Here is a 25,476-nt window from a genome sequence, read left to right on the forward strand (position 1 = left end):
ATGAAACTCTCGAGAAGGACGTTGCTGAAGGCCGGACTGGCCGGACTCGCCGCGCCGGCGGTTGCCGGGTGCAACAACGGCGCCGCCGCGCGTGGTCAGGGTGAGGTCATCTACTGGCTGTGGGACTCGGCCCAGCTGCCGATGTACACCGAGTGCGCGAAGGTGTTCCACGAGCAGAACCCGCAGTACAGCGTGAAGATCGAGCAGTACGGCTGGAACGACTACTGGTCGAAGCTGGTGACCGGGTTCATCTCCGACACCGCGCCGGACGTGTTCACCGGGCACTCGTCGAAGTATCCGCTGTTCGCCGACAAGGGCCAGGTGCTGCCGATCGATGACTTTGTCGCCAAGGACAATGTTGACCTGAGCATCTACCAGAAGGGTCTGGCGGATCGCTGGATCGGGGCTGACGGCAAGCGGTACGGCCTGCCGAAGGACTGGGACACCGAGGTCTACTTCTACAACAGCGCGTTCACCGAGGGGGCTGGAATCAGCACCGAGCAGCTGAACTCGATGACCTGGAACCCGCAGGACGGCGGCACGCTCGAGCAGATCATCCGCCGGCTGACCGTCGACTCCAAGGGGCGCCGCGGTGACCAGCCGGGGTTCGACAAGGACGACGTCAAGGTCTACGGACTCGGGTACGCCGACGCCGGCGGTGGCGACGGTCAGACCAGCTGGAGCTGGTACGCCGCGATCAACGGCTGGAAGTACTCCGAGGGCGAGCCGTGGGGGACGAAGTTCTTCTACGGCGACCCGAAGTTCACCGACACGATCGGGTGGTGGCGCGGACTCATCACCAAGGGGTACATGCCGAGGTACGCGCAGGCGAAGTCCGGGGTGGACGTCACCACGAGCTTCGGCGCGGGGAAGTACGGGATGACCCCGAACGGCTCCTGGATGCTCGGTACCTACGGCGGGCTGAAGCAGGTGAAGACCAAGCTGGCCAGGCTGCCGATCGGCCCGATCGGGAAACGGATGTCGATGATGAACGGTCTCGCGGACACCATCTGGGCCGGTACGACCCGGCGGGAGGCGTCGTGGGCCTGGGTGAAGTTCCTCGGCTCGCAGACCGCGCAGAACATCGTCGCCAAGGCGGGTGTGGTGTTCCCGGCGGTGGCCGCGAGCATGCCGGCGGCTAAGGCGGCGTTCGCGAAGAACGGCTGGGACGTCGCGCCGTTCCTGGAGCCGGTCGAGGCGGGGAACGTGTTCCCGTACCCGGCCAACCCGAACGCGGCGGACGTGACCGCGGTGATGACGCCGGCGATGGACGCGGTGATGTCGTTCGAAGCGGATCCGGGGTCGCTGAGCAAGGCCAACAACGATGTGAACAAGATCCTCTCGGCCAACGCCTGAGGGTTTACCCGGGGCCCGCCTACGCCCGGGGGAGTACGTCGTACTGCGTCGCACGGCGCAGTGTGCTCCTCCGGGGGTAGGTGAGGTGTCGCCGCCCGGGCGACGCGGTGAGGGTGGTTCGAACGACAACCTTGGTGCAATCGCAAGAACCACGAGCACCGAGGAGTGTCATGAGCGACGAGAGGCCGGGCGGACCGATCCGCATCGGCGACAGCGAACGCGAGGACGCCGTCAAGCGTCTGGGCGAGCACTACGAAGCCGGTCGCCTCAGCGCCGAGGAACACGCCGAGCGCGTCGGCCGTGCATTGGAAGCGAAGACCGACACCGATCTGGCAGCGTTGTTCAGCGACCTGCCAGAAGCACACAAGGCCGGCCGGCAGCAGGCCGGCCCGACAGGTCCGAGTTCGCCGTTCGGGGGGCCGCGCCCGGAGTGGGCGGCGGCGCGTGGGCGGATCGGCAAGCTGCCGGTCCCGTTGCTGATCGCGCTCGGCGTGGTCGGGGTGCTGGCGTCGATCGCGTGTGTGGCCGGAGCCGGGCATCCGCCGGTGCTGCCGATCGCGCTGATCGTGGCTGCGGTCGTCGTCATCCGCAAGCGGCGGATGGAGCGGCGGGCATGAGGGCCGCCTACCGGGTGCTCGGGCAGTTGATCGCGGTGGCGGTCGTCCTGCAGGTCGCGTCGATCGCGCTGAGCGGATTCACCATCGCCAAGGACGCCGACGACGGGACGTCGATCGGGGCGGACTACAGCAACTTCGGGCAGGCCTACCACAGCATCGCCGGGATGGTGATCGGACTGCTCGCGCTGGTCTTCCTGATCGTGTCCTTCCTGACCGATGTTCCTCGCGGCCGGATGCTGGCCGGGATCGTGGTCGGCCTGGTCGTCGTCCAGTTCCTCCTCGCGGTGGTCTCGTTCGGGGTGCCGGCGCTCGGAGTCCTGCACGGCATCAACGGTCTGGTGATCGCCGGTGTGGCGGGTGCTGCTGCGCGACGGGCCGTCGTACCGAAGCAGACTGTGGCCAGTGCCTGAGCCGAAACCGCGCCGTTGGCGGGGCCGGCTGGTCGCTCTGGGGATCGCCCTGGCGGTACTCGTACCGCTGGGGTATCTCTGGGCGACCAGCCTCGTCCCGGGCTCGTACAACGCGGCCGAGATGGGGTACGCCGACTACGGTGGCGGGTCTACAGACGGGCACGCGCACCACCACGGTGCGATGAGCGTCAAGGACCTGACCGGGCCTACCACCGGTACGCCGGACGTCGCGGTGACGCTGATCGCGCGGAAGCAGAAGTTCCAGCTGGCCAGCGGCGAGACCGTCGACGGCTACACGCTCAATGGGACGTCGCCGGGTCCGCTGATCCGAGCTCGCGTCGGCGAGTTGGTCCAGGTGACTCTGGTGAACGAGTCCGTGCCCGACGGTGCCACGCTGCACTGGCACGGGATCGACGTGCCCAATGCCGAGGATGGGGTCGCGGGCGTGACGCAGGACGCCGTACCGGTGGGTGGGAAGTTCGTGTACCGCTTCAAGGCCGAGCAGGCCGGGACGTACTGGTACCACTCGCATCAGGTGTCCAGTGATGAGGTGAAGGGCGGGCTGTTCGGGGCGATCGTGATCGCACCGTCGGCGCCTGGTGAGGTCGTGGCTGCGATCCATACGTACAACGGGAAGCGGACGATCAACGGGCGGACGGGACGCGGCCGCGTCGATCTCCCGGCGGGTACGACGGCGCGCGTGCGGGTGATCAACACCGACAACGCGATCCTGCGGGTCGGTCTGCTCGGGACGCCGTACAAGGTGGTCGCGGTGGACGGGCGGGACGTTCATGGGCCGAGTTCGGTGACCGCGGCGTATCCATTGGCTGCTGGGGCTCGGGTGGATCTGGAGGCGGTCGTTCCGGCCGGTGGGATGCGGTTGGTGGCGGGTGCCGCGGCGACGTCGCTGGGGATCGGTCCTGGTGACGCTCCGACCGGCGAGTTGCCGGGGGAGACGGTTGATCTGCTGACCTACGGCACGCCGGCGCCGCTCGGGTTCGACCCGGCCGGCGCTGATCGGAACTTCGAGTACCGGATCGGGCGGCGGCCCGGGTTCCTCGACGGGAAGCCGGGGTTGTGGTGGACGATCAACGGGCACAAGTTTCCCGACCTACCGATGTTCATGGTTGCCGAGGGCGACATTGTCCGGATGACGATCTCCAACACCAGCGGCCAGGCGCATCCGATGCACCTGCACGGCCACCACGCCGTCGTCCTGTCCCGCAACGGCGTCCGCGCCACCGGCTCACCCTGGTGGATCGACACCCTCGAGGTGGGCAACAAGGAGACCTACGAGATCGCCTTCGTCGCCGACAACCCCGGCCTCTGGATGGACCACTGCCACAACCTCCCCCACGCCGCCCAGGGCCTGATGACCCATCTCATGTACGAAGGCATCACCACGCCGTACCGGATCGGTGGGGATGCGTCGAACACCCCGGAATAGTCAGGTTTGCAGGCCGGTGAGCAGCGTGCGGACGATGCCCGGGATCTGCTCGGCGAGGGCTTCGCGCGAGACGCCGGCGACGACCGCGCTGAAGCCGAGCATGAGCGCCGGGCCGATGATCAGGTGGACCGCGGGCTCGATGTCGAACGCCCCCAGGCGTCCGAGTCGCTGCTCGCCGGCGAGGTAGTCGGCGATCGGGCGATGCATTCGTTGCGGGCCGTACGGTTGCTGATGGATCCCCTCGATATAGCCCTGCAGCAGGGCAGGTTCGGACAGCAGGCCGGCCGCTGTCGGCAGGGTATCGGCGACCAGGTCGACCGCGGCTTGCGCATAGACGATCAGATTGTTCTCGACCGACCCGGTGCCGGGTGCCGGCAGGTCCGTTTCGAACTGCGTCAGGGACCCGGCGTGCCGCCGTACCAGAGCGGCGACCAGGAGTTCGTGCTTGCCCGCGAAGTAGTTGTACAGAACTCCGTCGGAAACGCCGGCAGCGCGGGCGATGTCGCGGGTGGTGATGGTGCCGACCTGCCGCTCACCGAGGAGTTTCTCGGCGGTGTCGATCAGGTGCTCGCGCAGCGCGGTGGCCGGGTCGTCGTCGACCCGGCCCCGTACGGCTCTGGCACGTCTAGGAGACATCGCGCCTAACCGTAGTCGACACGGCCACGACCGCGAACAACAGTGCGTACCCGGCGAGCACCAGGCCCCCGCCCCACTGGGGCAGCAGATCGACACCCGGCGCGGGCACGTCTTCCAGGGCGAGGCCGCTGTTGAACGGCAGCCAGCGGTCGAAGCCTCCGACCAGCTGGCCGACGATGCCTTCCACCAAGGCGATCCAGGCGAGAGCCAGCGCGACCGCGCCGACGAGATTGCGGACGAGTGCGCCCAGGCCCACACCGATGGCGGCGAAGCAGGCGTTCCAGATCACGCATCCGGCCAGGGTTCGCCAGAGCGCCGCGTCCGACAGGTCGAGTGAGCTGCCCTTGCCGGCAAGCCAGACAGCCGTCGCCGCGAAGGCGACCAGTGAGCTGACGAGACCGAACCCCGCACCCGCGGCCGCGTACACCACCAGCTTGGCGGTGATCACCCGCTCGCGCCGCGGCGTCCCGAGATAGGTGTCGGTGATCGTCTTGTGGCGATACTCGCCCGCGACGCCGACGATGCCCAGCACCAGGGACAACATCGAGACCAGGCCGGCATGCGCCACGGCACGCAAAGGGGTCTGCGGATCGCCGAGGTCCGCGCCGCTGACGAAGAGCCCGCTCACGCCGGCCAGCACCACCACCTGCGCCGCGGCCAGAAGGAGCAGTGGGCTGCGGATCGTGCGCAACTTGAGGAACTCGTTCGTGATGCCGATCATCAGTGGCTCCTTCACTGTGAGCTGGTCAGGTTGAGGAAGGCGGTCTCCAGGGAGTCCGCCCCGAGGTCGTCGAGAGCGCCCGCGAATCGCAGCCGCCCCTCGTGCACGATCACCACCTGTTCGACTGTTTGCGCCACCTCGCTGAGCACATGGCTGGAGACGAGGATCGCGTGCCCTTCCTTTGCCTGTGTCCTGAGTAGGTCACGCAGCCAGGCGATGCCGGCGGGATCGAGTCCGTTGGCCGGTTCGTCGAGGACGAGTACGTCGGGATCTCCCAGCAGCGCCGAGGCCAGACCGAGGCGTTGCCGCATGCCCAGCGAGTAACCGCCCACCCGGCGATCCGCAGCCTCGGTGAGGCCGACCAGCTCGAGCATCTCCTCCACTCGGCCGGCCGAGACGCCGGCCGGCTGGGCGAGGATCCGAAGGTGATCCCGGGCACGGCGCCCCGGGTGGAAGCTCGTTGCCTCCAGCAACGCTCCGACCACGCTGCGCGGGCGGCTGAGCTCGTCGTACCGGCGGCCGCCGATCAGTGCCTCTCCGGACGTCGGTCGGACCAGGCCGAGCGCCATCCGCAGAGTCGTCGTCTTGCCGGCGCCGTTCGGGCCCAGGAAGCCGGTGACCTTCCCGCCCGGTACGTCGAAGGTTAGGTCGTGGACGGCTCGCACCGAGCCGAAGTCTTTCGTCAGCCCGCGGACCGACAGCTCTGTCATGGTTCGCCTCTCCTCATTATGAGCGATTGTTCATGAACGCTTGCTCATGAGCGTACGCTCATAACCGTCCAGAGCCAAGAGAAGGCCCATCGCCGCCCTCCACGACGAGCACCTGGCGCGGAGCATGCCGGGGCAACAGGTGGTGGTGCTGTCGGTCCACGAGGACAAGTGGTCGAAGTCCCGAGACGTGACGATTGTGGTCGCGGCACCCGGAGACGGCGTGGCGGTGGAGATCGACGGTGCCGACCAGCTCGACCGACTCCCGGCGGTTGGCGATCGGATCGGTGTGCACGTCGATCCGGACGACCCGTCGAACGTCTTGGTGGCCGACGCGGACTGGACCGTCCACTGGTACGTCTACCCGTTGTTCGGCCTCGCCGCACTGGTTGGTGCCGGTCTGTGCTTCATGTTCTTCTTCTGACGCTCAGGACGCTTGCTGGGCCACCGGGGTCTGGGTCAGGTGCATGGCGGCGATGCGGGCGCAGGCGGCTTCGATGGCGGCGCGTTGGGTGGTGTAGGAGCCGTACCAGAGCGGGTTGTCCGGCTGTGGGTCGAGTTCGTCGTCGATGTCGGCGTACCACTCGCCGGCGGTTCGGAAGATCCGCGCGTGCAGGTGGATGTCCGTGCCCAATTCGTTCACCGCACCACTCCTGGAGTGAGACCGTGTACCTCTTCAGGATGTGACGCAGGTACGCCGGAATCGGCGACCGACACGCGGGTTTCAGGTGACCAGGACGGTGATCCGCTGGGCGGTGTTGTTGGCGAAGCCGCCGCGGTTCCAGTCGGCCTCGATCGGTTGCTCGCGGCCGCTGGCGTCGTACGCGCGAACCGTGAGCACATGCTCGCCCGCTGTGGCCTCCCAGTCGTAGGCGAAGGCCCGCCACGCAAGCTCGTCGTTGCCGAGGGCATCCAACGTGGCCTCGTGCCAGTTCACGCCGGCGTCGGTGCTGACCTCGACCCGTTCGATCGGCGCCCAGCCGGACCAGGCCCGGCCGAACAGCGGAACGGTGCCAGCGGCAACGAACCGGTGCCGGCTCATGAAGTCCGGGAACCCGGGCGGGACGAGCAGCGCCCGCGGCGCGATCCGCGTCACCGCCTCACCGGGATCGTCCGCGTCCTTCCGGATCCGGTACGCGACCGCGTTCTGGAACCCGTCGAACTCGTGGTCGATCAGCTCGATCGACCGCAGCCATTTCACGCTCGCCATCCCGTACCACCCCGGTACGACGAGGCGCAGCGGATAACCGTGTTGCGGCGGCAGCGGCTGCCCGTTCATCTCCCACGCCACGATCGCGCCCGAGTCGATCGCCTCCGTCAGCGAGAGACCGCGCTGGTAGTCCTGCTCAACCCCACGCTCCACACCGTGATCCGCGCCGGTGAACACGACGTCAACGGCGTCCTCACGAATCCCAGCCGCCCGCAGCAGATCGGACAACGGCGCGCCGGTCCATTCCGCCGTGCCGACGGCTTCGGTCAACCAGGGCTGGCTGATCGGCCGCGGGTGCAACGCAGCCCGACCGTTGCCTGCGCACTCCAAAGTCACCCGGACGGTACGGCGTCCCATCGCGCGCAACTCGGTCAGCCCGAACGACAACGGCTCCTCGACGCACCCGTCCACCTCGAGTCGCCAATTGCCCGCATTGGTTGCCGGGATGTCGTAATGCACCAGGACGTAGTGCAGTCCCGGCGGCGTCACGTCGTACCGCAGGCTCTCCAACGGCATCCCGTGATTCCGTGCCGCCAGTTGCAACTCGTCCCCGGTGATGCCCTCACCGGTGTCCGCCAACCGCCCCCGCACACTGAACTGCTCGATCGCCATCGCACATTCCTCCCCTTGGCATCAGCCTAGAGGTCCGGACCGGCTACAACCACCCGTTGTCGAGGGCGATGCGGGCGGCTTCGGCTCGGGTGCGGGCGCCGGTCTTGCCGATGGCGGCGGAGAGGTGGTTGCGGACGGTGCCTTCGGAGAGGTGGAGCTCCTTGGCGATGTCGGCAACCGTGCCGCCTTCGCGGGCGGCCCGCAGTACGTCGGATTCGCGGCCGGTGAGCGGGCTCGTCCCCGCGACCAGGGTCTCGGCGGCGAGTGAGGGGTCGACCACGCGGAGCCCTTGGTGCACCCGGCGTACGGCGTCTGCCAGCTGGGTCGCCGGGGTGTCCTTCACGACGAAACCGGCCGCACCCGCCTCCATCGCGCGGCGCAGGTACCCGGGCCGGCCGAAGGTGGTCACCATCAGCACCCGAACTCCCGGTACGGCGGCCCGCAGCGCGGAGGCGGCCTCGATCCCGTCCAGTCCCGGCATCTCGACGTCGAGCAACGCGACGTCCGGCTTGGTCGCCCTCGCCGCCTCGATCACCTCGTCGCCGCGGCCGACCTCGGACACCACGTCCAGGTCGGGCTCGAGATCCAGCAAGGCGGCCAGCGCTCCACGGACCAGCGCCTGGTCGTCGGCGATCAGCAGTCGAATGCTCACGGGCCCACCCTGACAGCTAGCCGGAAACCGCCACCAGGCGCCTGGCCGACCTGCAGACTCGCGCCCGCCTGGTCGGCCCGCTCGCGCAACCCCACCAGCCCGTGCCCGGACGCGCCTCCGCCGGGCGTCGGGCCCTTCCCGTCGTCCAGTACTTCGATCTGCGTGGCGCTGATGCGGATCGTGCAGCGCTTCGCGCCCGAGTGCCGTACGACGTTGGTCACGCCTTCCCGGACCACCCAGGCGAACAGTTCGCGGTTCTCCTCCGGTACCTCGTCCATCGCGGTCGGCAGATCCGGCTTGATCTCGGCCGCCTGCAGCGCGGCCCGCGCCGACACCAGCTCGCCGGCCAGACTCAGCTCGCGGTACCCCGCGACCGCGGCCCGGACATCGGCCAGGGCCGCCCGGGCCAGACTCTCCACATCGGCCACCTCGGCCGCGGCGCGCCCTGGGTTGGCCTCGATCAACTTGCCGGCCAGCTCAGCCTTCACCGTGATCACGGTGAGCGAGTGGCCGAGGATGTCGTGCAGGTCCCGGGCGAACCGGTTCCGCTCCTCCTGGACGGCCAGCTCGGCCATGTCCTTCCGGGTCGCGTTGAGCTCCATGCTGCGCTGGATAGCCCGTCGCAGGCCGAACACGGCGAGCGCGCCGAGGAAGATCGCGAACCCGTAGCTGCCGTCGTCACCCCAGCCCGGCACCAGCCGCATCGACAGCTCGGCGCCGCCCAGCAGCAGCGCGACGATCACCACGGCGATCCGGACGTCGACCGCCATCATCGTGATCGCGGCGATGTAGACGAGACAGGTGAGGGCCTTCTGACCGGCCGACGGCAGCATCAGGAGGCACAGCGTGAGCATCCCGGCCAGGTACACCAGCCGCTTCCACGTCGGCACCCCACCGGCGCCGGCGCCGACGCCGACCCAGCGGATCCAGCCGAAGAAGCCGACGTACGACAGTGCGAAGAGGGCAAGGACGATCAGCCCTGTCACCCGGGTCATGCCGTCGTGGTGGAGGATCTCCTCGAACGGCTGGGACAGGTAGAACAACCAGATCGCAGCCGCCAGCCAACCCCACCGGCCAGGCCCGGGCCGATCGCGGTCCGAGACGTCCAGCAGGGTTGGCGGCGTCTTCATGAGGCTCACGGTAGTGCCCCTCGATGGGCTCCCGCGCTCAGGCCCGCGCGGTGTCGGCGCGGAACCGGCGGAGGCCGATGAAGCCGAGGACGACGGTCCAGCCCAGCACCACCAGCAGCGCGTGGGTGTCCAGGCCGCTCTGCGTCAGCGCGCTGCGTGAGGTCTGACTGGTCCAGTACGCCGGGGTCAGTTGGGCGATGTGCTTCATCGCCGACGGCATCTGGCTGACCGGCAACCACAGTCCGCCGAAGGCCGCGATCAGCATCGTGCTCAGTCCGGTGATCGGCTGCACGCTGTCCGGCTTGGCGACGTACCCGATGACCAGGCCGAGGGCGGCGAACGGCAGGGCGCCGAGCCAGGACACCAGCGCGACCGTCGCCCATTGGTTCATGCTCAGGTGCACGTGGCCGAAGGTCATCCCGGAGATGAAGACGACCAGCAGCGGCGGGATCGCGAGCAGCAGCGACAGGATCACCTTGTTGACGACATAAGCCTGCGGCTTCAGTGGAGTGAGCCGGAGCGTCCGGTTCCAGCCGCCGTCGCGCTCGGCCGCGATCACGCCACCGCTGCTCATCGCCGCGGACATCGAGCCGAACATCGCCATACTCACCATCACGTAGGCGATCGCGGAGATGCCGGCCTCGTTCGCGTCCTTCGGGATCGTCGTACCGAAGATCACGAACAGCACCAGCGGCATCAGGATCGAGAAGATCAGCACCCGCCGGTTCCGCAGCGTGCGGCGGATGTCGAAGATCAGGTAGTCGCGGTTCATGCCAGGCTCTCCCGTTCTTGAAGGTCACTGCCGGCGCTGATGGCCAGTACGGCGTCCTCGAGGTCGGCGGACGTCACTTCGATGTCGTGGGCTGTTGTGTTGTCCAGCAGGTAGCGCAGGGTGTCGTCGGAGTTCGCGCACTGGAGCAGGACGACCTCGCCGCGGGTCTCGACGTTCCGTACGCCGGGGAGCGACGCAAGCGCCGCCAGGTCGGCACCGGGAACGGTCGCGCGGATGGTCCGGCCGGACACGCTCGCCTTGATCTGCGCAGCGGTGCCGTCGGCAACGACTTTGCCGTTCCGCATCAGCACCACGCGGTCGGCGTACGCGTCGGCCTCTTCCAGGTAGTGGGTCGCGAACAGGACCGTGCGGCCGCGCGCGGTCTCGGCGTGCATCGACGCCCAGAAGTCGCGCCGGGACTCGACGTCCATGCCGGTGGTCGGCTCGTCGAGGACGATCAGGTCGGGCTGCGGGATGATCGCCATCGCGAACCGCACCCGCTGCTTCTGGCCGCCGGACAGGCCCTTGATCGTCCGGCCCGTCAGGTCCGCGATCCCGGCCCGCTCGAGCGCCTCGCGCACCGGCATCGGCTTCTTGTGCAGGCCGGCCACGAGGTTCATCAGTTCGCCGACCTTGGCGTCCTCGATGATCCCGCCGCTCTGCAACATCACCCCGACGGTGCCCTGCGCGATCGCGTCGACCGGCGTCCCGTCGTACACCTGGACGGTGCCCTGGTCCGGCTTGACCAGGCCGAGCAGCATCTCGATCGTGGTCGACTTGCCCGCGCCGTTCGGCCCCAGCAACGCCACCACTTCACCGGACCGGATGGTCAGATCCACCCCGGCAACCGCCTGCACCGTCCCATATTTCCTGGTCACACCCCGCAGGCTGACCGCAGTCGTTGTCGTCATGCCCAAAGCTTCCCGTCGTACGCCGGTCAGCCCCTGGATCGACCGTCACGACCCACCCATGACATCCGTCAGCCACCCCTCAGGGTCGCCTCTCAGGGACGTGGGCAGCAGAAAGGAGCCTTGTCAGGGCGGTAGGTGGGGAACTCGCGCAAGGGGCGGATTGATGTGGCCAGTGGGAGGGTGCGGGTGAAGGCGAACAGGACGGCCAGTGCCCACATGGCGGTTCGGATTCCGAAGGTGGTCGCCAACGCTCCGGCGGTCGCCGCGCCGAGTGGGGCCGTGCCGAAGACCAGGAACCGAGCCGAATCCGCTGGTTGACTCGCCGACCCAGAACAAGCCGAAGTTCCGTGTCCGTAGCAGACCACCAACCGGCGTACGTCGTGGTGCGGGCGCGCGCTTGCGCGGGCAACCGTCTCGGCGTTCATCCAATCGTCTTTTCTCTCGCTCCGGCAACGTCGGCAACGGTGCCGATTGCGCGCCAAGTTTCTGCGACGATCATCGAAGTTGCGACTGGTTTTCGGGCTCTCCTGTCGTTTCCGTGGGTCGCCGGCCCCGCGTGGCTTCGTGCACCGATCAAGCACCGAGTCGCCGCTGCAACGCCCGAGTGGTGCCCAGTCCCGGGCGGAACGACAACCACACCACCAGCCGGCACCAGCCACCACCAGCCACCACCCGCCGGCGCGGCGGCGGACCGCGAACGGTGGGCGGGGATTTCGGGCAGGAGCAGGAACCTGGGACATGGTGTCCGCGCCCGCCAAAGGGTGCCCCGGACGGCCGACCGGAGAGCCGAACGCGTGCTGGGTTGTCTGCTGGTGTCCGAGGGGAGAACCCCCAAGCCGAGGGGTTGTCCGGCTGTGTTGTCGGTTCTGTGGCTGCCTGATCTCGGCGGTGTTGACGCCGCCGTCGCGGGGATCGTTGCGGGTGCGGACCCGAGACACTCGCCAACCCACCGTCAGCTCACCACCGGCCCCGGGTCGGAGCGTGATCGGGGCGGGACCGGGCTTGCTTGGTGCGTGTGCCGGCACCGCTCGGGCTCGGGCCCGAACCCTGGCCACACCTGGTTCGGCCACAGCACACGGACCCAGGCGATGGTCGGGTCGACTGGTCGATCGACTTTGTGCACCAGTTCCGTGCGTGGAGGGCCGGCGCCGTACGGATCTCGTGCACAAAGTGACCGACCAACCGACCAGCCGACCAGCCGACCAGCCGGCCGGACGGCCCGGCGGCCGGACGGCCCGGCGGCCGCGTGGCGGCGACCGGACGGGGCCGGCGGAGTTGTGTCGGCTGGGATGGGCCCAACGGCGCGGGCGGCCGCAGCGCGGCGATCGGGAGGTTCGGCGCTGGCTCGTGGACGTGGGAGCATGTCGTGCCGCCTCGGGGTCTGCGCCGTACCGACGGGGCGGCATCGTGAAATCTATTGTCGGGTTGTCAGGGGTTTGCCTGTGGCTGTGGATGATGTGCGGGACGCGTATGGCCGATGGGCGGAGGAGTACGCCGACCGGTTCGCCTCGACGGAGGCTATGCACGAACTGGACCGCAAGCTGGTGTCTCAGTGGGCCGGTGGGATCACGGGCCGCATCATCGACGCCGGGTGCGGGCCGGGGCAATGGACTGACTTTCTGAGCGGGCAGGGCTGTGATGTCGAGGGTGTCGATCTGGTGCCGCGGTTCGTGGACATCGCCCGCTCGCGGTTTCCCGCCGTTCCCTACCGTGTTGGGGAGCTGACGAACCTCGGCGTACCCGATCGTTCGGTGGCGGGGATTCTGTCGTGGTACTCGATCATCCACACCGATCCGGACGACGTGCCCCGCATCCTCGACGAGTTCGCGCGGTGCCTGTGCGACGGTGGCAGTCTGCTGCTCGGCATGTTCGAAGGCGCCCAGGTCGAGCCGTTCGCGCACACCGTGACGACCGCCTATTTCTGGTCGGTCGAGGAGATGTCGCAGCGGCTGGCGGCATCGGGCTTTCAGGTCGAAGCGACGGAGACCCGCGCTGACGGGAAACGACCCCATGCCGCCATCGTCGCGCGGCGTGTAGCTGTCGATCGATAACGGACCTTCGGCGAGCAGCCGTGGGTCAGGTGGTGGCGGGGCCGAACCACCGGGAGAGATGGGTGACCAGGTCCTGCTGGTCTTCGCCGATCCAGGCGACATGGCCGTCGGGGCGTAGGAGGGCCGCTGTGGGGATGTCGAGTTCCGCAGTGGTGTCGACGATGTGGTCGACCCGGTCTGCCCAGCCTTCGACCGAGAGTTTGCCGGCTTGGTCGAGGAGTAGACCTCGGGCGGTGTGCATCTGGGCGTAGAGGTGGCCGCGTTCGAGTTGTACGTCGCGGAGGCGGCGACCGAGGAGTTCGTCTCCCTCTCCGAAGTCGTAGCGGATCCCGATCGCGGTGATCCTTTCGACCAGGTAGCGGTGGACGTCGTCGAAATCCATGAGTTGCGTCAACAGTCGGCGTACGGCCTGCGGACCTGGCTCGAGGGCCATCAGTTCCATCTGGGCGCGGGTGAGGTCCAGGACGTCGGCGGCGACCGGGTGTCGTTCGGTGTGATAGCTGTCCAGCAGGCCCTCGGGCGCCCAGCCGTTGACCTCGGCCGCCAGCTTCCAGCCGAGATTGAACGCGTCCTGGACGCCTAGGTTGAGGCCCTGCCCGCCGGCCGGCGGGTGGATGTGGGCCGCGTCGCCGGCCAGCAGGACGCGGCCGGTCCGGTAGCGCTCGGCCAGCCGGGTGGCGTCGCCGAAGCGGGAGAGCCAGCGCGGCGAGTGCGCGCCGAAGTCCGTGCCGGCGGTCACTCGCAACTGCTGCTTGACCTCCTCGAAAGTCGGCGGGACCCGGGGGTCCTCGGCCAATCCCTCAGCGGGTACGACGACGCGGTAGAACCCGTCCTCGACGGGCGCGGTGCCGAACCGCAGTTGGGTCTTGCGGATCTCCTCGTTCGCTTCGGCCAGTGTCTCGGGCGACGCGGTCAACGCCATCTCTCCCAGGAGTGTCTCGACCGTACTCGGCTCGCCGGGGAAGGCGACGCCGAGCAGCTTGCGCACCGTACTGCGGCCGCCGTCGCAGCCGACGAGATAGCGCGAACGCAGCTGCGTGCCGTCGGCCAGCTCGACGGTGACGCCGTCGTCGTCCTGGCTCAGCCCGACCAGTTCGCACCCGCGCCGGATCTCGGTGCCGACCTCGGCGGCGTGCTCGGCCAGCAGGCGGTCGGTCGTGGTCTGCGGGATGCCGAGGATGTACGCGTGCGCGGTGTCCAGCCGGTCCGGCGGCGGCTTGCGGATGCCGACGAACGCACCGACCGGGTACTGCTTCCCGAGGGCGAGGAACCGCTCCAGCAATCCGCGCTGGTCCATCACCTCGATGCTGCGCACGTGCATTCCGGTCGAGCGCTCGATCTTGGTCGGCTCCACGTCCTTCTCCACCACAACCACGTGGACGCCGTGCAGCCGCAACTCACTCGCCAGCATCATGCCAGTCGGTCCGCCACCGGCAATGATCACGTCAATCACGAAAAGCCCCGATTCACCAGATTGGCTTCGTCCGCCAGTCACTCCGCAAGTCCTTTGTTTCCGCGGGTTTCTGACTCCGGCTGGTGATTGTCCAGCACGACCCGGGCCTTGCGGCAAGTCCCCAGGTGCGCTATATCCTGTATATGGCAAGGAGTTGGTGACTCCTTGCCTTTGTCGTGTCCGGCCCGACGACCGAAGGAATTTCATTGCAAGCGACCGACGAGCTGGATCGGGCAGTCGACAGCGTGGTGGCGGCGCTCACGCCTACGATTGATCGGGACTGGCAGGCACCAGCGGGTTCGCTCGACTGGTCGTGCCGTTTCACCGCTGAGCACATTGCGCATTGCCAACTGGCCTACGCGATGCAGCTCGCCAGCCGTGCTCCCTCGCACTACGTGCGTTTCTTCTCCCGCGCCATCGAGGACTCCACCACTGCCCAGGTTCTGGAACTCCTCGAGGCATGCGGCCGCCTCCTGTCGGCCGTCGTACGCGCGGCACAGCCGACCGACCGCGGTTTCCATCCGTACGGGATGGCCGACGCCGAAGGCACTGCCGGCATGGGCTGCATCGAACTGCTCGTCCACGGCGGCGACATCGCGGCCGGTCTCGGCCTACCCTTCGCGCCGCCGTCGGACGTCTGTGCCTGGGTCCTCGCCCGCATGTTCCCGGACCGGCAGGCCGAGTGCGCGTCACTCGGCTCAGCGGACCTCGATCCCTGGGCCGCGCTCCAATGGGCAACCGGCCGGATCTCGCTCCCGGGACTGCCTGACGTCGGCAGCAAGTGGCGGTGGCACAGCGCACCACTCGCAGACCACTAGCCAACCTTCCGCTCTCAGTGCACTCATGCGAGGTGCGCGCGCAGCCGACGTACGTAGGGTTGGCGTTCTTCCGCGGTCGCGGGGTCTGGGAGGTGGGTGGTGTTGTAGAGGTTGTCACCGGGGTACCGCGGGAAGACGTGGACGTGGTAGTGCCAGGCGTCCTGGTAGCCGGCTGGTTCATTGTGTTGTCTGGTGGAGACGCCTTCGCAGCTGTAGCTGTGACGAATGGCGATGGCGATCTCCCGGACTGCGTCATGAACGGCATGGCCGTCGGGAGCTGGTAGGTCGTAGAGATTCTCGTGGTGCGCGGTCGGCACCACCAGAACGTGTCCCCGGTTGTTCGGCCACCAGCGCGAGGCGACAAACGCAAGTGCCCGGTCCGCCCGCAGGACGATGTCGTCTTGGCTGGTCAGGTGATCTTCGCGCCCGGACGCCAGTCGGCAGAACGGGCACTCGTAGTCAGCCGGCTCGTGATTGAACATTCAGGACGTCCGTTTGGGTCAGCGGGTGCGGAGGGTGTGGAGGCCTTGCCAGAGGAGGTTTTGGAGGGTGCGGGCAACCTTCTCGGGGGTGGGTGGGGCGGGGGTGCGGCTGCGCCAGATGGCTAGGCGTTCGGTGGCGCCGGAGATGCTTTGGGCAACGATCTCGATCTCCTCGTCGTCGGCGGTGCGGCCGGGTGGGAGGTTCATCCGGACCATCGTGGAGATGAGGTCGATGAAGGCGGCGCGGACCTCGTCGGTCGTTGCGGTGGCGGGGCCGGCGGCCGGGTTGGTGGAGAGCATGCCCTCGTCGATCAGGACCGACCACGCCTGCGGGTGGTCGTCGAGGAACTGGAACCAGGCGACAAATCCGGCGTACAGCGCGTCCTCGGGATCGCGGGCCGCCATCACCGCATCGGCGACGGTCTCCAGCAGTTGAGCCCGGAGTCGCGCCAGGCAGGCGAGGAACAGGCCGTCCTTCGAGCCGTAGTACTGGTAGATCAGCGGCTTCGACACCCCGACCTCGGCGGCGACGTCGTCCATCGACGTGCCCTGGTACCCGCGCTCGCCGAAGATCCGCTCCGCCGCTTCGAGGATCTCCCGTTCCCGTGCGGCCCGGTTGCGCCGCCGCTTCACCGGTACGTCGGCCGCCGTCTGGTCCGTGGTCGAGGTCACTTGCGCAGTCTAACTGACTCCGAGTAACTTACTGGGAGTAAGTTGCTCGAACGGGCTCGACTGGAGGGCTGATGGAGACCAGGCAACACCGGATCGTGGTGGTCGGGACCGGGTTCGCCGGGATCGGGATGGCGGTCTGGCTCAAGCAGGCCGGGTACGACGACTTCGTCGTACTGGAGCGTGCGGACGACGTCGGCGGGACCTGGCGGGACAACACCTACCCGGGCTGCCGGTGTGACGTGCCGTCGCACCTGTACTCGTTCTCCTTCGCGCCCAACCCGGAGTGGTCGTCGACGTTCTCACCTCAGCCCGAGATCGAGGACTACCTGCGCAAGGTCGCCGACCGGTTCGGCATCCGCCCGCACATCCGCTTCGGGCATGCGGTCGAGACCGCGCGCTGGGAGGACGGTCGCTGGCGGATCCAGACGAGTCAAGGTGAGTTCGTCGCGGACGTGCTGCTGTCCGGGATGGGTCCGCTCGCGGAACCGTCGTACCCGAAGCTTCCTGGGGTCGAGTCGTTCGAGGGTGAGGTGTTCCACTCGGCGCAGTGGAATCACGATCTGGACCTGAGTGGCCGGAAGGTGGCGGTGATCGGGACCGGCGCGTCGGCGATCCAGTTCGTGCCGGCGATCCAGCCCGAGGTCGAGGAACTGCATCTGTTCCAGCGGACGCCGCCGTGGGTGATGCCGCGGCCGGACCGCAAGATCACCGAGGTGGAGAAGGCGGTGTTCCGTCGCTTCCCGCCGGCGCAGAAGGTTGCCCGGGCGGGGATCTACTGGGGTCGCGAGTCGATGGTGCTCGGGTTCGCCAAGCTGCCGGCGATCATGAAGCAGGTGCAGAAGGTGGCGGAGAAGCACCTCGCCCATCAGGTCCGCGACCCGCTGCTGCGGGCCGCGCTGACCCCTGACTTCACCCTGGGCTGCAAGCGCGTGCTGATCTCCGACGACTACTACCCGGCGGTCGTGCAGCCGAACGTCGAGGTCGTCACCGAAGGGATCGCCGAGGTCACCCCGACCGGGATCATCACCGAGGACGGCGTGAAGCACGAGGTCGACACGATCATCTACGGCACCGGCTTCCGGGTCACCGACCTGCCGGTGACGGACATGGTCCACGGCCGCGACGGCCTCTCACTGCGCGAAGCCTGGTCCGGCGGCATGGAGGCTCACCTCGGTACGGCGGTCTCCGGCTTCCCGAACTTCTTCCTGCTGATCGGCCCGAACACCGGCCTCGGCCACAGCTCGATGGTGTTCATGATCGAGTCCCAGATCGCCTACATCCTGGATGCCCTGAAGACGATGGATGCCCAGGGGCTGCGGCAGGTCGAGGTGCGACCGGAGGTGCAGCACGCGTTCGTCGACGGCGTCCGGTCGTCGATGCGCAACACGGTCTGGACCCGTGGCGGCTGCACCAGTTGGTACCTCGACGCGCAGGGCCGCAACACCACGATCTGGCCGTCGTTCACGTTCCGGTTCCGGCAGTTGACCCGGCGCTTCAACCCTGCGGAGTATCAGACCCTCGCTATGTGACATCGTCCGTGTTACATTCGATCAGTCAGATACCTGGCGAGCGGAGGGCCCTGTCGTGGTGGAGTTGTTGCTGCCGCTGCACGGGATCGGCGGTCGTGGCGATCTGCCGGTGCCGCTCTGGCTGGCGATCTACTCCGCCGGCGCTGCGGTCGCAGTCTCGTTCTTCGCCCTGGCCGCGTTCTGGTCGCGGCCGCGATTCGACGTCGCCGCTGGGCGCTCGCTGATTGTCATCACGAGGATTGTCGACAATCGCACGCTGCGCCGGGTGCTGAAGGCTGCCGGTCTGGCCGCGCTCGTGATGCTGCTCGGCGCCGCATGGTTCGGCAGCAGCTCGCCGGCGCTGAACCCGGCCCCGACCTGGCTCTACGTGTGGATCTGGGTCGGCATCATCCCGCTCTCCCTGCTCTGCGGCCCGATCTGGCGACTGGCCAACCCGTTGCGCACGATCGCGGGCCTGGCCCGGCGGTCGTCGTACCGGACGGTGCCGGAGGGGATCGCGTACTGGCCGGCGGTTGCCGGGCTGGCCGGCTTCCTCTGGCTCGAGCTCGCGTACCCGGACGGCTCCGAGCCGCTCGTCGTCGCGATCTTCGTGACCGGCTACGCGCTGGTGAATGTTGCTGCAGGCATCGTTTATGGACCGGCCTGGTTCAGGATCGGCGACAGCTTCGAGGTGTACGCCGAAGTGCTCGCGCGACTGAGTCCCTTCGGTCGTGGCGCCGACGGGTGGCTGGAACTGCGGAACCCGCTGGCCGGACTGGCCACGATGCCGCAGCAGACAGGCATCGTCGGGCTGCTGTGTTTGTTGCTCGGGTCAACGGCTTTCGACGGGATCTCGCGGTGGTCGGCCTGGACGCGCCTGACTGGCGACCTCGGTCGGACGCAGCACATCGTCGTACACACGCTCGGTCTGATGGTTGCCGTCGCGATCGTCGCGGGGTTGTTCGTGCTAGCGGCGCGGACGACGGGATCGGTGCGGGTCCGGTCGGGCGCTCTCGGGGCGGCCGGGTTGCCGGGGGCGTTCGTGCATTCGCTGGTCCCGATCGCGATCGGCTACGCGGTGGCGCACTACTTCTCGTTCGCGATGTTCCAGGGGCAGGAGGGTGTGCTGCTCGCCACGGATCCGTTCGGGCGCGGGTGGGATCTGCTCGGCACGAGCGGGACGCGGATCGACTACGCGTTCCTCGGCACGGGGTTGATCGCGGGGGTCCAGATCGGTGCGATCGTGCTCGGACACGTACTTGGGGTCGTGTCCGCGCACGATCGTGCTGCCGAACTGTTCCGGCGCCGGCAGTTGCGGCGGGCGCAGTACCCGATGCTGGCGGCGATGGTCGCGTTCACGGCCGGCGGGATCGCGCTGGTGACGGCGTCATGATCGCGCTGCACATGGGTGGCATTCCGGAGACGGCGATGGTGCTCGGGCCGATCGCGCTGATCGTCGCGTTCATCCGGATCGCCCGCCGCAACGAGGCGAGCCTCCCCGACGACGACCACGACGACCACGACGACTGGGACGCCGACCTCGGCGACCTGCCGTCCGAGGACGCCGTACCGAAGAGCGGGTAGTGGTCGCCCGAGTCGGGGAGTTGATGGCTCGCCCACGCCTGCCGGCCCCCGGCGGGAGGCACTACTACCCGTTCTTCGGTACAGACCACTCAAGCAGCGAGGGCGTGTTCGGCGTAGCCGCTGACTCGGGTCAGGTGGGTGGTGGTGGCGAGTCTGGCCAGTTGGGCGCAGCCGGCGGCGATGGCTTCCTGGAGGGTGGGCCACTGGTCGACGCACCAGTACGGGTCGTCGGGCTGGCGGTCGAGATCGTCGTCGATGTCGGCGCACCAGCCGCCGGTGAACGCGTGGTGGACGTGCAGTCTGAGCTTCATGGTCGTGGGCTTCCGGGGGACAGGCGGACTGGATCAGAACGGCAGCGGGCGGCCGGACGGCGTACGGAGGTCGAGGTCCTTGGTCTGACGGCGGGTGGTCGTGGTCGTGGTGCGCGGCCGCCGGCGGATCTGAATCTGACGCATCGTCGTGCTCCTGCCTGCTGCGGGCGGTGGGACTGATCCGCCCTCGAGTTCCTGGTAAGAGAACAGTCCCAAGTAAGGCCCGTCCTGCACATGCGGATCTTTACCTATCTGAGTCCCTAGCTACCCCTGGTGATACGTCCAGGGGTCACTAGGGGACGAGACCGGGCTCGGTGGTTTCCGGCGTACGCAGGGCGGGCACTAGGTGATCGTGACTACGTTCATGGTGCTCGGGGGTGTGCTCATCGCCTTCCTGGTCGCCGTGATGCCGGCCTCGCCGTGCGACCCTGATCGCGGCCGCCGCCGTCCTCAGGGCAGGGCTCACCTCAGTGGTGCTCCGCAACCGCCGCAGGACGCCGACCCGCGCGATCGGGTCTAGCCGGCTGAGGGAATGCCCTTGGGGTCCAGGCCCAGTTCTTCGTAGGCGACCTGTTCGATCTCGCGGGCCATGGCTTCGCGGAACGCGGCGACCAGCGCCTGGCCGGCCAGCGGGATGATGCCTTCCAGGGTGCGCTGGATCTCGGGCCAGCCGTCGGCGGGGAGACCGGCGTCGGCGAAGTCGCGCCAGACGGTGCTGCGGAACAGTTCGACGTACGTCTTGGCGACCGCGTCGGCCTGGGCGAAGAGCTTGGGGAGCATCTCGAAGATCGCCTGCATCGGGACGCCGAGCTTGATCACCTCGAGGCCGGTACGGAGCAGGTCCGGGTTCGAGATCCGGAGCCGGCCGTCGTCCTGGCGCTCGGCGATCCCGAGCTCGACGAGCTGGTCGATCACCGCGGGATCGTGCGGTACGCCGGCCCGCTCCGCCAGCTGGAACTCGTCGAGCACCTCGGGCTCGGCCGGGGTCCACGGGTTCACCAGGGTCTCGAAGACGCCCAGCGCCAGCGCGCCGTCGGGCAGCTCGCTCATCATCCGCTCGACCGCGGCCAGCGTGTAGCCCTTGCCGAGCAGCTCGCGGACCAGAGTGAGCCGGGCCACGTGGTCCTGGTCGTAGTACCCGGTCCGGCCGGCCAGGCGGGGCGGCGGAATCAGGCCGCGCCCGGCGTACGCGCGCACGTTCCGCACCGTCATGCCCACCTTGGCGGCGAGCTGGTCGACGGTGAGGTCCTCGTCCGGCTTCTGGTCCACCCTTGACAGTCTTCCAGACTCAACGTTACATAGTCGATGTAACATCAGCGATGAAGGATCTAAGGAGATCGGTCATGGCGATCCCACTGGCGACCACCGGTACGGCGACGTTCGACCAGATCGCGATCGTCACCGGACTGGTCTCCTTGATGTACGTCGCACTCGCCGTCCTGCTGTGGCGCGAACGGACCGGGCGCGTCACGCTGGTAGGGCGGTTTGCGGACACCATCGGGAGACTGGACGGAGTCCCCCGATGGGCCGCGCTGACGCCGTACGTGCACGCCGTGTCGTTGCTCGCCTGCGCGTTCGGGGTCTGGTGGGACATCGCGGTGCACATCGACCGCGGTCGTGACACCGGCCCGTTCGGGACGCCGGCGCACTACCCGATCTTCTTCGGCATCCTCGGCGTGATCGTCTCTGGCGTCCTGCCGATCGCCCTGGCCGGCAAGCCGCTGCCGGCCCGCACGATCAAGCTGACCAAAGGCTGGCGGATCCCCTGCAGCGCGGCGCTCGTGACGGTGTGCGGGACGTTCGCACTGGTCGGTTTCCCGCTGGACGACGTGTGGCACCGCCTGTTCGGCGAGGACGTCACGCTGTGGGGTCCGACCCATTTGCTGATGATCGGCGGCGTGGTGTTCTCGATCTTCGCGCGGCTGCTGGCGCTGGCCGAGGTGGAGCAGTTGATCGGCATCAACAAGCGCCGCCTGTTCCAGGAGATCGTGTCCGTCGGCGCGTTGCTGATCGCGTGGGACCTGTTCAGCACGGAGTTCAACTACGGGGTGCCGCAGTTCCCGCTGATCCTGCAGCCGATCCTGATCGTGTTCGGCGCCGCGATGGGGTTCACCATCCTGCGGGCGCGGCGCGGTCCCGGTACGACGTTCGCCGCGCTGGCGGTGTATCTGGTGATCCGCGGCGGCATCGCCTGGGCCGTCGCTCAGCCGCTCGGCCAGATCGTCGGGCACTTCCCACTGCTGATCGTCGAGGCGATCCTGGTCGAGGTGGTGGCGTTTGCCCTGGGCAACAAGAAGCGCTTCCGCCTCGGGGTGGTCGCCGGCATCCTGATCGGCACGGTCGGCGTGGTCGCGGAGTACGCCTGGAGTCACGTCTGGATGCCGATCGCGTGGCCGTCGTCGATGCTCCCGTCAGCCCTCGGGTACGGCGTTGTCGTCGGGGCCGGCGCCGGTATGGTCGGAGCCTGGCTCGCAACCCGGTACGCCGAGGTTGCGGGGGATCGACGTGCGGTCGGGATCCGGCACACCCGGCCGGCCGTGGTCCGTCGTACGCACCAACTCGGGGCCGTCGGGCTGATCGCCGTACTGGCTGTGGTCTTCTTCTGTGTGCCGCGGTCGGCTGCGCCGGGGGTGTCCGGGACGGTGTCGTTGGAGCGGGTGGCCACGGGGGCCGAGCCGACGGCGTACGTCACGGTCGCGCTGCAGCCGGGTGATGCGGCCGATGGTGCACGGTGGTTCTCGGCGATGGCCTGGCAGGGTGGCGGGATGGTCCTGCACCCGATGGTGAAGGTTGCCGATGGCACCTACCGGTCGGCGGACCCGCTGCCGATGTACGGGAAGTGGAAGTCGATGATCCGGCTGCACCAGGGGCAGCGGGACCTGGTGGCGACGTGGGTGTACGCGCCGGCGGACGCGGCGATCGAGAAGCCGGCGGTGCAGGTGTCGAACGGGCAGCCGGTCGAGTTCATCAACGAGCAACAGGTGCTGCGGCGCGAGGAGCGGACCGACGTGCCACGATGGATGTGGAACGGCGGCTACGCCCTGCTGGGTGTGGTCGGGCTGCTCGAGCTCGCCGGGATCGCCTGGCTGGTCGGACGGGGAGCCCGTGGCGGGCGGTTGCGTGCGGCTCATCTGGCCGCCGACGAGCGGGAACGGGAGAGTGCGTGACGATCGAGTTGGAGCGGTCGGGCGTGACGACGCCGGACGGCGTACGGCTGAACGTCGAGACGACCGGACCCGTGGACGCGCCGGTGACGGTGCTGCTGGGGCACGGGTGGACGTGTTCGACGCGCTCGTGGCACAACCAGGTCGAGGACCTGCCGCGGATCCTCGGACCGGACGCCGTACGCGTCGTCAGCTACGACCACCGCGGCCATGGGCGGTCGGACGCGGCGCCGCCGGGTTCGATGCGGATCGAGCAGCTGGCCGACGACCTGGTGACGGTGCTCGACACCGTGGTCGGCGACGGCCCGGTCGTCTACGCCGGTCACTCGATGGGTGGCATGACCCTGATGGCCCTCGCGGACGCGCACCCCGACCTCTTCGGTTCCCGAATCCGGGCTGCCGCCCTGGTCAGCACATCGTCCGGTCACATCGCGGAGGGCGCCTTCGGCATCTCCAGACGTCTCGACCCCGCAACCGCGGTGGTCGCTCCCCGCGCGATGAACCTGGTCAGCGCCCGGATCGAACGCCGCGCAGCTGCCAAGCGGGCCGCTCGCCGGGCCTTGGCATCGCGTGCGTTGGCGGCCCGGCTGCAGCGGCCCGCGTTGCAGCAGTTGGTGTTCGGCAAGAAGGTCGACCCGGCCGAGGTGGATCTGTTCCTGGCGGACCTGGCTGCGGTGCCGGGGCCGTCGTACGGCGGGTTCTTCGAGGCGATCCTGCAGCACGAGCGGTCGCACGCGTTGAAGGTGCTGGACCATGTGCCGGTCGAGATCATGCACGGGACCCGCGACCGGCTCCTCCCGCCCCGGCACGCCAACCGGATGGCTGCGGAGCTCCCGACCGCACGCCTGTGGATGTACCCCGGCGCCGGCCACATGCTCATGCAGGAACGCCCCCGCGACGTGACCCACCGCCTGGCCTCCCTGGCGCGCAAGGCGTCAGCCTGAGAGTCGCGTCACGGCTGCTCCGCGCGTCCTCGCCTAGGGTGGCGGCGTGCAGAACCTCCTCTCCGATGTCGTTGTCGTCGACCTCACCAGAGCCTTGGCCGGGCCGCACGCGGCGATGATGCTCGGCGACCTCGGCGCGCGGGTGATCAAGGTCGAGGTGCCCGAGCGTGGGGACGACAGCCGGGGCTGGGGACCGCCGTTCGTCGAAGGGGAGTCGACGTACTACCTGTCCGCGAACCGGAACAAGGAATCGGTGACCGCCGACCTCAAATCGGATCAGGGCAAGGAGTTCCTGACCAAGCTGGTTCGCAAGGCCGACGTGCTGATCGAGAACTTCCGGCCGGGCGTGCTCGATCGGCTCGGGTTCTCCACCGGGCAGCTGCACGAGCTCAACCCAGGCCTGGTGATCCTGTCGATCACCGGCTTCGGGCACGACGGTCCGGACGGCGGGCGGGCCGGGTACGACCAGATCGCGCAGGGCGAAGGCGGTCTGATGAGCATCACCGGCGCGGTCGAGCCGACGAAGGTCGGCGTACCGATCGCGGACCTGCTGGCCGGCATGTACGGCGCCTATGGTGCGCTGGCGGCGTTGCACGAGCGATCGATCACCGGCAAGGGCCGCGTGGTGCGGACCAGCCTGCTCGCGGCGACGATCGGCGTACACGCGTTCCACGGGACGAAGTGGACGGTGGCGCACGAGTTGCCCGAGCGGGTCGGCAATCACCATGCCCAGATCGCGCCTTACGGGATGTATCGCACCGCCGACGACAGCATCCAGGTCGCGGTCGGCAGCGAGGGGCAGTGGCGGACGTTCGCGCCGATCGTCGGGCTCGATCCGGAGGACGAACAGTTCGCGGTGAACGCACAGCGGGTGGCGCATCGCGACCAGCTGACGGCTGCGATCGAGACGGCGTTTGCGGCCGAGTCGGCGGACGTGTGGCTGGAACGCCTTGCGGACAAGGGGATTCCGGCCGGTAAGGTCCGCGACTTCCAGCAGGTCTACGAGTGGGAGCAGACGCTGTCCCAGGGCCTGCTCATCGACGTCGACCACCCGACCCTCGGCCGCATCCAGCTCCCCGGTCCGCCGCTACGCTTCGACGACCAGCCGTACGCCGGTGCCCGCGAGACCAACCTCCCACCGCCACGACTCGGCGAGCACAACGAGTCGGTCAGAGCCTGGCTGGAGGAGTAGGTACCGCCACGCCATCACAATTGGCGTTCCCCGGTAACCGCGAGGATCGGTCGTGCCGTCGGCGCTCGGTTGTGATGGCCTGGCGGTCCGGAGCTGATCTGTCATGCACATTACGT

28 protein-coding genes are annotated in these 25,476 nt (G+C 68.5%); 14 read left to right on the forward strand and 14 right to left on the reverse strand.

From position 1 onward, the window contains the following. The 4 genes from OG558_RS20105 (at nt 1) to OG558_RS20120 (ending at nt 3,830) form a co-directional block, all read left to right on the forward strand. Entirely contained in the window at nt 1–1,356 is a 1,356-nt protein-coding gene (locus OG558_RS20105) for an ABC transporter substrate-binding protein (RefSeq protein ID WP_405071620.1), read from the forward strand. Between the two features lie 170 nt (nt 1,357–1,526). Further along, nucleotides 1,527–1,973: a DUF1707 domain-containing protein gene (locus tag OG558_RS20110; protein ID WP_405071621.1), complete on the forward strand. Its 447-nt coding sequence runs from the start codon at nt 1,527–1,529 to the stop codon at nt 1,971–1,973. Beyond that, nucleotides 1,970–2,383: a hypothetical protein gene (locus OG558_RS20115; RefSeq protein ID WP_405071622.1), complete on the forward strand. Its 414-nt coding sequence runs from the start codon at nt 1,970–1,972 to the stop codon at nt 2,381–2,383. The genes OG558_RS20110 and OG558_RS20115 overlap by 4 nt, the downstream gene beginning before the upstream one ends. Further along, nucleotides 2,376–3,830, forward strand: coding sequence for a multicopper oxidase family protein (locus tag OG558_RS20120; RefSeq protein ID WP_405071623.1), 1,455 nt, complete (start codon nt 2,376–2,378; stop codon nt 3,828–3,830). The genes OG558_RS20115 and OG558_RS20120 overlap by 8 nt, the downstream gene beginning before the upstream one ends. On the opposite strand, the gene OG558_RS20125 is transcribed toward OG558_RS20120, so the two are convergent. From OG558_RS20125 to OG558_RS20135, 3 genes are read right to left on the reverse strand one after another with little or no spacing between them, the layout of a single operon-like run. Then, entirely contained in the window at nt 3,831–4,466 is a 636-nt protein-coding gene (locus tag OG558_RS20125) for a TetR/AcrR family transcriptional regulator (protein WP_405071624.1), read from the reverse strand. It abuts the gene before it with no gap. Next, nucleotides 4,456–5,187: an ABC transporter permease subunit gene (locus tag OG558_RS20130; protein ID WP_405071625.1), complete on the reverse strand. Its 732-nt coding sequence runs from the start codon at nt 5,185–5,187 to the stop codon at nt 4,456–4,458. Before OG558_RS20130 ends, OG558_RS20125 begins: the two co-directional genes overlap by 11 nt. An 11-nt stretch (nt 5,188–5,198) precedes the next feature. Further along, nucleotides 5,199–5,897 carry an ABC transporter ATP-binding protein gene (locus OG558_RS20135; protein WP_405071626.1) on the reverse strand — a complete coding sequence of 233 codons (699 nt, stop codon included), beginning with the start codon at nt 5,895–5,897 and terminating at the stop codon, nt 5,199–5,201. A gap of 124 nt (nt 5,898–6,021) precedes the next feature. Here OG558_RS20135 and OG558_RS20140 point away from each other — a divergent pair, with 124 nt between their 5' ends. Further along, nucleotides 6,022–6,318: a hypothetical protein gene (locus OG558_RS20140; RefSeq protein ID WP_405071627.1), complete on the forward strand. Its 297-nt coding sequence runs from the start codon at nt 6,022–6,024 to the stop codon at nt 6,316–6,318. 3 nt (nt 6,319–6,321) lie between these two features. On the opposite strand, the gene OG558_RS20145 is transcribed toward OG558_RS20140, so the two are convergent. From OG558_RS20145 to OG558_RS20170, 6 genes are all read right to left on the reverse strand, one after another. Continuing rightward, nucleotides 6,322–6,537 carry a hypothetical protein gene (locus tag OG558_RS20145; protein ID WP_405071628.1) on the reverse strand — a complete coding sequence of 72 codons (216 nt, stop codon included), beginning with the start codon at nt 6,535–6,537 and terminating at the stop codon, nt 6,322–6,324. 81 nt (nt 6,538–6,618) lie between these two features. Continuing rightward, nucleotides 6,619–7,716 carry a sulfite oxidase gene (locus OG558_RS20150; RefSeq protein WP_405071629.1) on the reverse strand — a complete coding sequence of 366 codons (1,098 nt, stop codon included), beginning with the start codon at nt 7,714–7,716 and terminating at the stop codon, nt 6,619–6,621. Nucleotides 7,717–7,759: 43 nt separating this feature from the next. Then, nucleotides 7,760–8,368 carry a response regulator transcription factor gene (locus tag OG558_RS20155; RefSeq protein ID WP_329474464.1) on the reverse strand — a complete coding sequence of 203 codons (609 nt, stop codon included), beginning with the start codon at nt 8,366–8,368 and terminating at the stop codon, nt 7,760–7,762. After that, nucleotides 8,365–9,498, reverse strand: coding sequence for a sensor histidine kinase (locus tag OG558_RS20160; protein ID WP_405071630.1), 1,134 nt, complete (start codon nt 9,496–9,498; stop codon nt 8,365–8,367). The genes OG558_RS20155 and OG558_RS20160 overlap by 4 nt, the downstream gene beginning before the upstream one ends. 37 nt (nt 9,499–9,535) lie before the next feature. Further along, nucleotides 9,536–10,270, reverse strand: coding sequence for an ABC transporter permease (locus tag OG558_RS20165; RefSeq protein WP_329474466.1), 735 nt, complete (start codon nt 10,268–10,270; stop codon nt 9,536–9,538). Next, nucleotides 10,267–11,181, reverse strand: a complete 915-nt coding sequence (locus tag OG558_RS20170; protein WP_405071631.1) for an ABC transporter ATP-binding protein — start codon at nt 11,179–11,181, stop codon at nt 10,267–10,269. The genes OG558_RS20165 and OG558_RS20170 overlap by 4 nt, the downstream gene beginning before the upstream one ends. Nucleotides 11,182–12,701: 1,520 nt before the next feature. On the opposite strand from OG558_RS20170, the gene OG558_RS20175 reads away from it, so the two are divergent. Beyond that, complete coding sequence (locus tag OG558_RS20175; protein WP_405071632.1) at nt 12,702–13,232, forward strand: class I SAM-dependent methyltransferase; 531 nt, start codon at nt 12,702–12,704, stop codon at nt 13,230–13,232. Nucleotides 13,233–13,257: 25 nt separating this feature from the next. On the opposite strand, the gene rox is transcribed toward OG558_RS20175, so the two are convergent. After that, nucleotides 13,258–14,676: a rifampin monooxygenase gene (rox, locus tag OG558_RS20180; RefSeq protein WP_405071633.1), complete on the reverse strand. Its 1,419-nt coding sequence runs from the start codon at nt 14,674–14,676 to the stop codon at nt 13,258–13,260. Between the two features lie 215 nt (nt 14,677–14,891). On the opposite strand from rox, the gene OG558_RS20185 reads away from it, so the two are divergent. After that, nucleotides 14,892–15,503: a DinB family protein gene (locus tag OG558_RS20185; RefSeq protein ID WP_405071634.1), complete on the forward strand. Its 612-nt coding sequence runs from the start codon at nt 14,892–14,894 to the stop codon at nt 15,501–15,503. 23 nt (nt 15,504–15,526) lie between these two features. Here OG558_RS20185 and OG558_RS20190 read toward each other — a convergent pair whose 3' ends face one another. Both OG558_RS20190 and OG558_RS20195 read right to left on the reverse strand, forming a co-directional pair. After that, entirely contained in the window at nt 15,527–15,985 is a 459-nt protein-coding gene (locus tag OG558_RS20190) for an HIT family protein (RefSeq protein WP_405071635.1), read from the reverse strand. Between the two features lie 18 nt (nt 15,986–16,003). Continuing rightward, nucleotides 16,004–16,657, reverse strand: coding sequence for a TetR/AcrR family transcriptional regulator (locus tag OG558_RS20195; RefSeq protein ID WP_405071636.1), 654 nt, complete (start codon nt 16,655–16,657; stop codon nt 16,004–16,006). A gap of 71 nt (nt 16,658–16,728) precedes the next feature. Between OG558_RS20195 and OG558_RS20200 the strand changes: the two genes are divergently transcribed. From OG558_RS20200 to OG558_RS20210, 3 genes are read left to right on the forward strand one after another with little or no spacing between them, the layout of a single operon-like run. Next, entirely contained in the window at nt 16,729–18,186 is a 1,458-nt protein-coding gene (locus OG558_RS20200) for a flavin-containing monooxygenase (RefSeq protein ID WP_405071637.1), read from the forward strand. 55 nt (nt 18,187–18,241) lie between these two features. Continuing rightward, on the forward strand, nt 18,242–19,558 hold the full coding sequence (locus tag OG558_RS20205; protein WP_405071638.1) for a hypothetical protein: 1,317 nt from the start codon (nt 18,242–18,244) through the stop codon (nt 19,556–19,558). Continuing rightward, nucleotides 19,555–19,749, forward strand: coding sequence for a hypothetical protein (locus OG558_RS20210; protein ID WP_405071639.1), 195 nt, complete (start codon nt 19,555–19,557; stop codon nt 19,747–19,749). Before OG558_RS20205 ends, OG558_RS20210 begins: the two co-directional genes overlap by 4 nt. A gap of 89 nt (nt 19,750–19,838) precedes the next feature. Here OG558_RS20210 and OG558_RS20215 read toward each other — a convergent pair whose 3' ends face one another. Then, nucleotides 19,839–20,060, reverse strand: coding sequence for a hypothetical protein (locus OG558_RS20215; RefSeq protein WP_329474477.1), 222 nt, complete (start codon nt 20,058–20,060; stop codon nt 19,839–19,841). 352 nt (nt 20,061–20,412) lie between these two features. Between OG558_RS20215 and OG558_RS20220 the strand changes: the two genes are divergently transcribed. Then, nucleotides 20,413–20,580: a hypothetical protein gene (locus tag OG558_RS20220; RefSeq protein WP_405071640.1), complete on the forward strand. Its 168-nt coding sequence runs from the start codon at nt 20,413–20,415 to the stop codon at nt 20,578–20,580. Here the strand turns inward: OG558_RS20220 and OG558_RS20225 are convergent. Then, a complete protein-coding gene (locus OG558_RS20225) occupies nt 20,577–21,329 on the reverse strand; it encodes a MerR family transcriptional regulator (protein WP_405071641.1) in 753 nt (250 codons plus the stop codon). The two genes, OG558_RS20220 and OG558_RS20225, sit on opposite strands and share 4 nt — an antisense overlap. A 74-nt stretch (nt 21,330–21,403) precedes the next feature. Between OG558_RS20225 and OG558_RS20230 the strand changes: the two genes are divergently transcribed. From OG558_RS20230 to OG558_RS20240, 3 genes are read left to right on the forward strand one after another with little or no spacing between them, the layout of a single operon-like run. Then, nucleotides 21,404–23,227 carry a hypothetical protein gene (locus OG558_RS20230; protein ID WP_405071642.1) on the forward strand — a complete coding sequence of 608 codons (1,824 nt, stop codon included), beginning with the start codon at nt 21,404–21,406 and terminating at the stop codon, nt 23,225–23,227. Then, a complete protein-coding gene (locus OG558_RS20235) occupies nt 23,224–24,168 on the forward strand; it encodes an alpha/beta fold hydrolase (RefSeq protein WP_405071643.1) in 945 nt (314 codons plus the stop codon). Before OG558_RS20230 ends, OG558_RS20235 begins: the two co-directional genes overlap by 4 nt. 46 nt (nt 24,169–24,214) lie before the next feature. Next, on the forward strand, nt 24,215–25,360 hold the full coding sequence (locus OG558_RS20240) for a CaiB/BaiF CoA transferase family protein (RefSeq protein ID WP_405071644.1): 1,146 nt from the start codon (nt 24,215–24,217) through the stop codon (nt 25,358–25,360). The last annotated feature ends 116 nt before the right edge of the window (nt 25,361–25,476 follow it).

It is taken from the genome of Kribbella sp. NBC_01510, from assembly GCF_045040325.1.
Taxonomy (GTDB): domain Bacteria; phylum Actinomycetota; class Actinomycetes; order Propionibacteriales; family Kribbellaceae; genus Kribbella.

Bases quoted from the DNA above. Each gene is read 5' to 3' on its own strand.
- OG558_RS20105 (WP_405071620.1), top strand. From the start codon at position 1: ATGAAACTCTCGAGAAGGACGTTGCTGAAGGCCGGACTGGCCGGACTC.
- OG558_RS20110 (WP_405071621.1), top strand. From the start codon at position 1,527: ATGAGCGACGAGAGGCCGGGCGGACCGATCCGCATCGGCGACAGCGAA.
- OG558_RS20115 (WP_405071622.1), top strand. From the start codon at position 1,970: ATGAGGGCCGCCTACCGGGTGCTCGGGCAGTTGATCGCGGTGGCGGTC.
- OG558_RS20125 (WP_405071624.1), bottom strand. From the start codon at position 4,466: ATGTCTCCTAGACGTGCCAGAGCCGTACGGGGCCGGGTCGACGACGAC.
- OG558_RS20130 (WP_405071625.1), bottom strand. From the start codon at position 5,187: ATGATCGGCATCACGAACGAGTTCCTCAAGTTGCGCACGATCCGCAGC.
- OG558_RS20135 (WP_405071626.1), bottom strand. From the start codon at position 5,897: ATGACAGAGCTGTCGGTCCGCGGGCTGACGAAAGACTTCGGCTCGGTG.
- OG558_RS20140 (WP_405071627.1), top strand. From the start codon at position 6,022: ATGCCGGGGCAACAGGTGGTGGTGCTGTCGGTCCACGAGGACAAGTGG.
- OG558_RS20150 (WP_405071629.1), bottom strand. From the start codon at position 7,716: ATGGCGATCGAGCAGTTCAGTGTGCGGGGGCGGTTGGCGGACACCGGT.
- OG558_RS20160 (WP_405071630.1), bottom strand. From the start codon at position 9,498: ATGAAGACGCCGCCAACCCTGCTGGACGTCTCGGACCGCGATCGGCCC.
- OG558_RS20165 (WP_329474466.1), bottom strand. From the start codon at position 10,270: ATGAACCGCGACTACCTGATCTTCGACATCCGCCGCACGCTGCGGAAC.
- OG558_RS20170 (WP_405071631.1), bottom strand. From the start codon at position 11,181: ATGACGACAACGACTGCGGTCAGCCTGCGGGGTGTGACCAGGAAATAT.
- OG558_RS20175 (WP_405071632.1), top strand. From the start codon at position 12,702: ATGCACGAACTGGACCGCAAGCTGGTGTCTCAGTGGGCCGGTGGGATC.
- OG558_RS20190 (WP_405071635.1), bottom strand. From the start codon at position 15,985: ATGTTCAATCACGAGCCGGCTGACTACGAGTGCCCGTTCTGCCGACTG.
- OG558_RS20200 (WP_405071637.1), top strand. From the start codon at position 16,729: ATGGAGACCAGGCAACACCGGATCGTGGTGGTCGGGACCGGGTTCGCC.
- OG558_RS20210 (WP_405071639.1), top strand. From the start codon at position 19,555: ATGATCGCGCTGCACATGGGTGGCATTCCGGAGACGGCGATGGTGCTC.
- OG558_RS20215 (WP_329474477.1), bottom strand. From the start codon at position 20,060: ATGAAGCTCAGACTGCACGTCCACCACGCGTTCACCGGCGGCTGGTGC.
- OG558_RS20230 (WP_405071642.1), top strand. From the start codon at position 21,404: ATGGCGATCCCACTGGCGACCACCGGTACGGCGACGTTCGACCAGATC.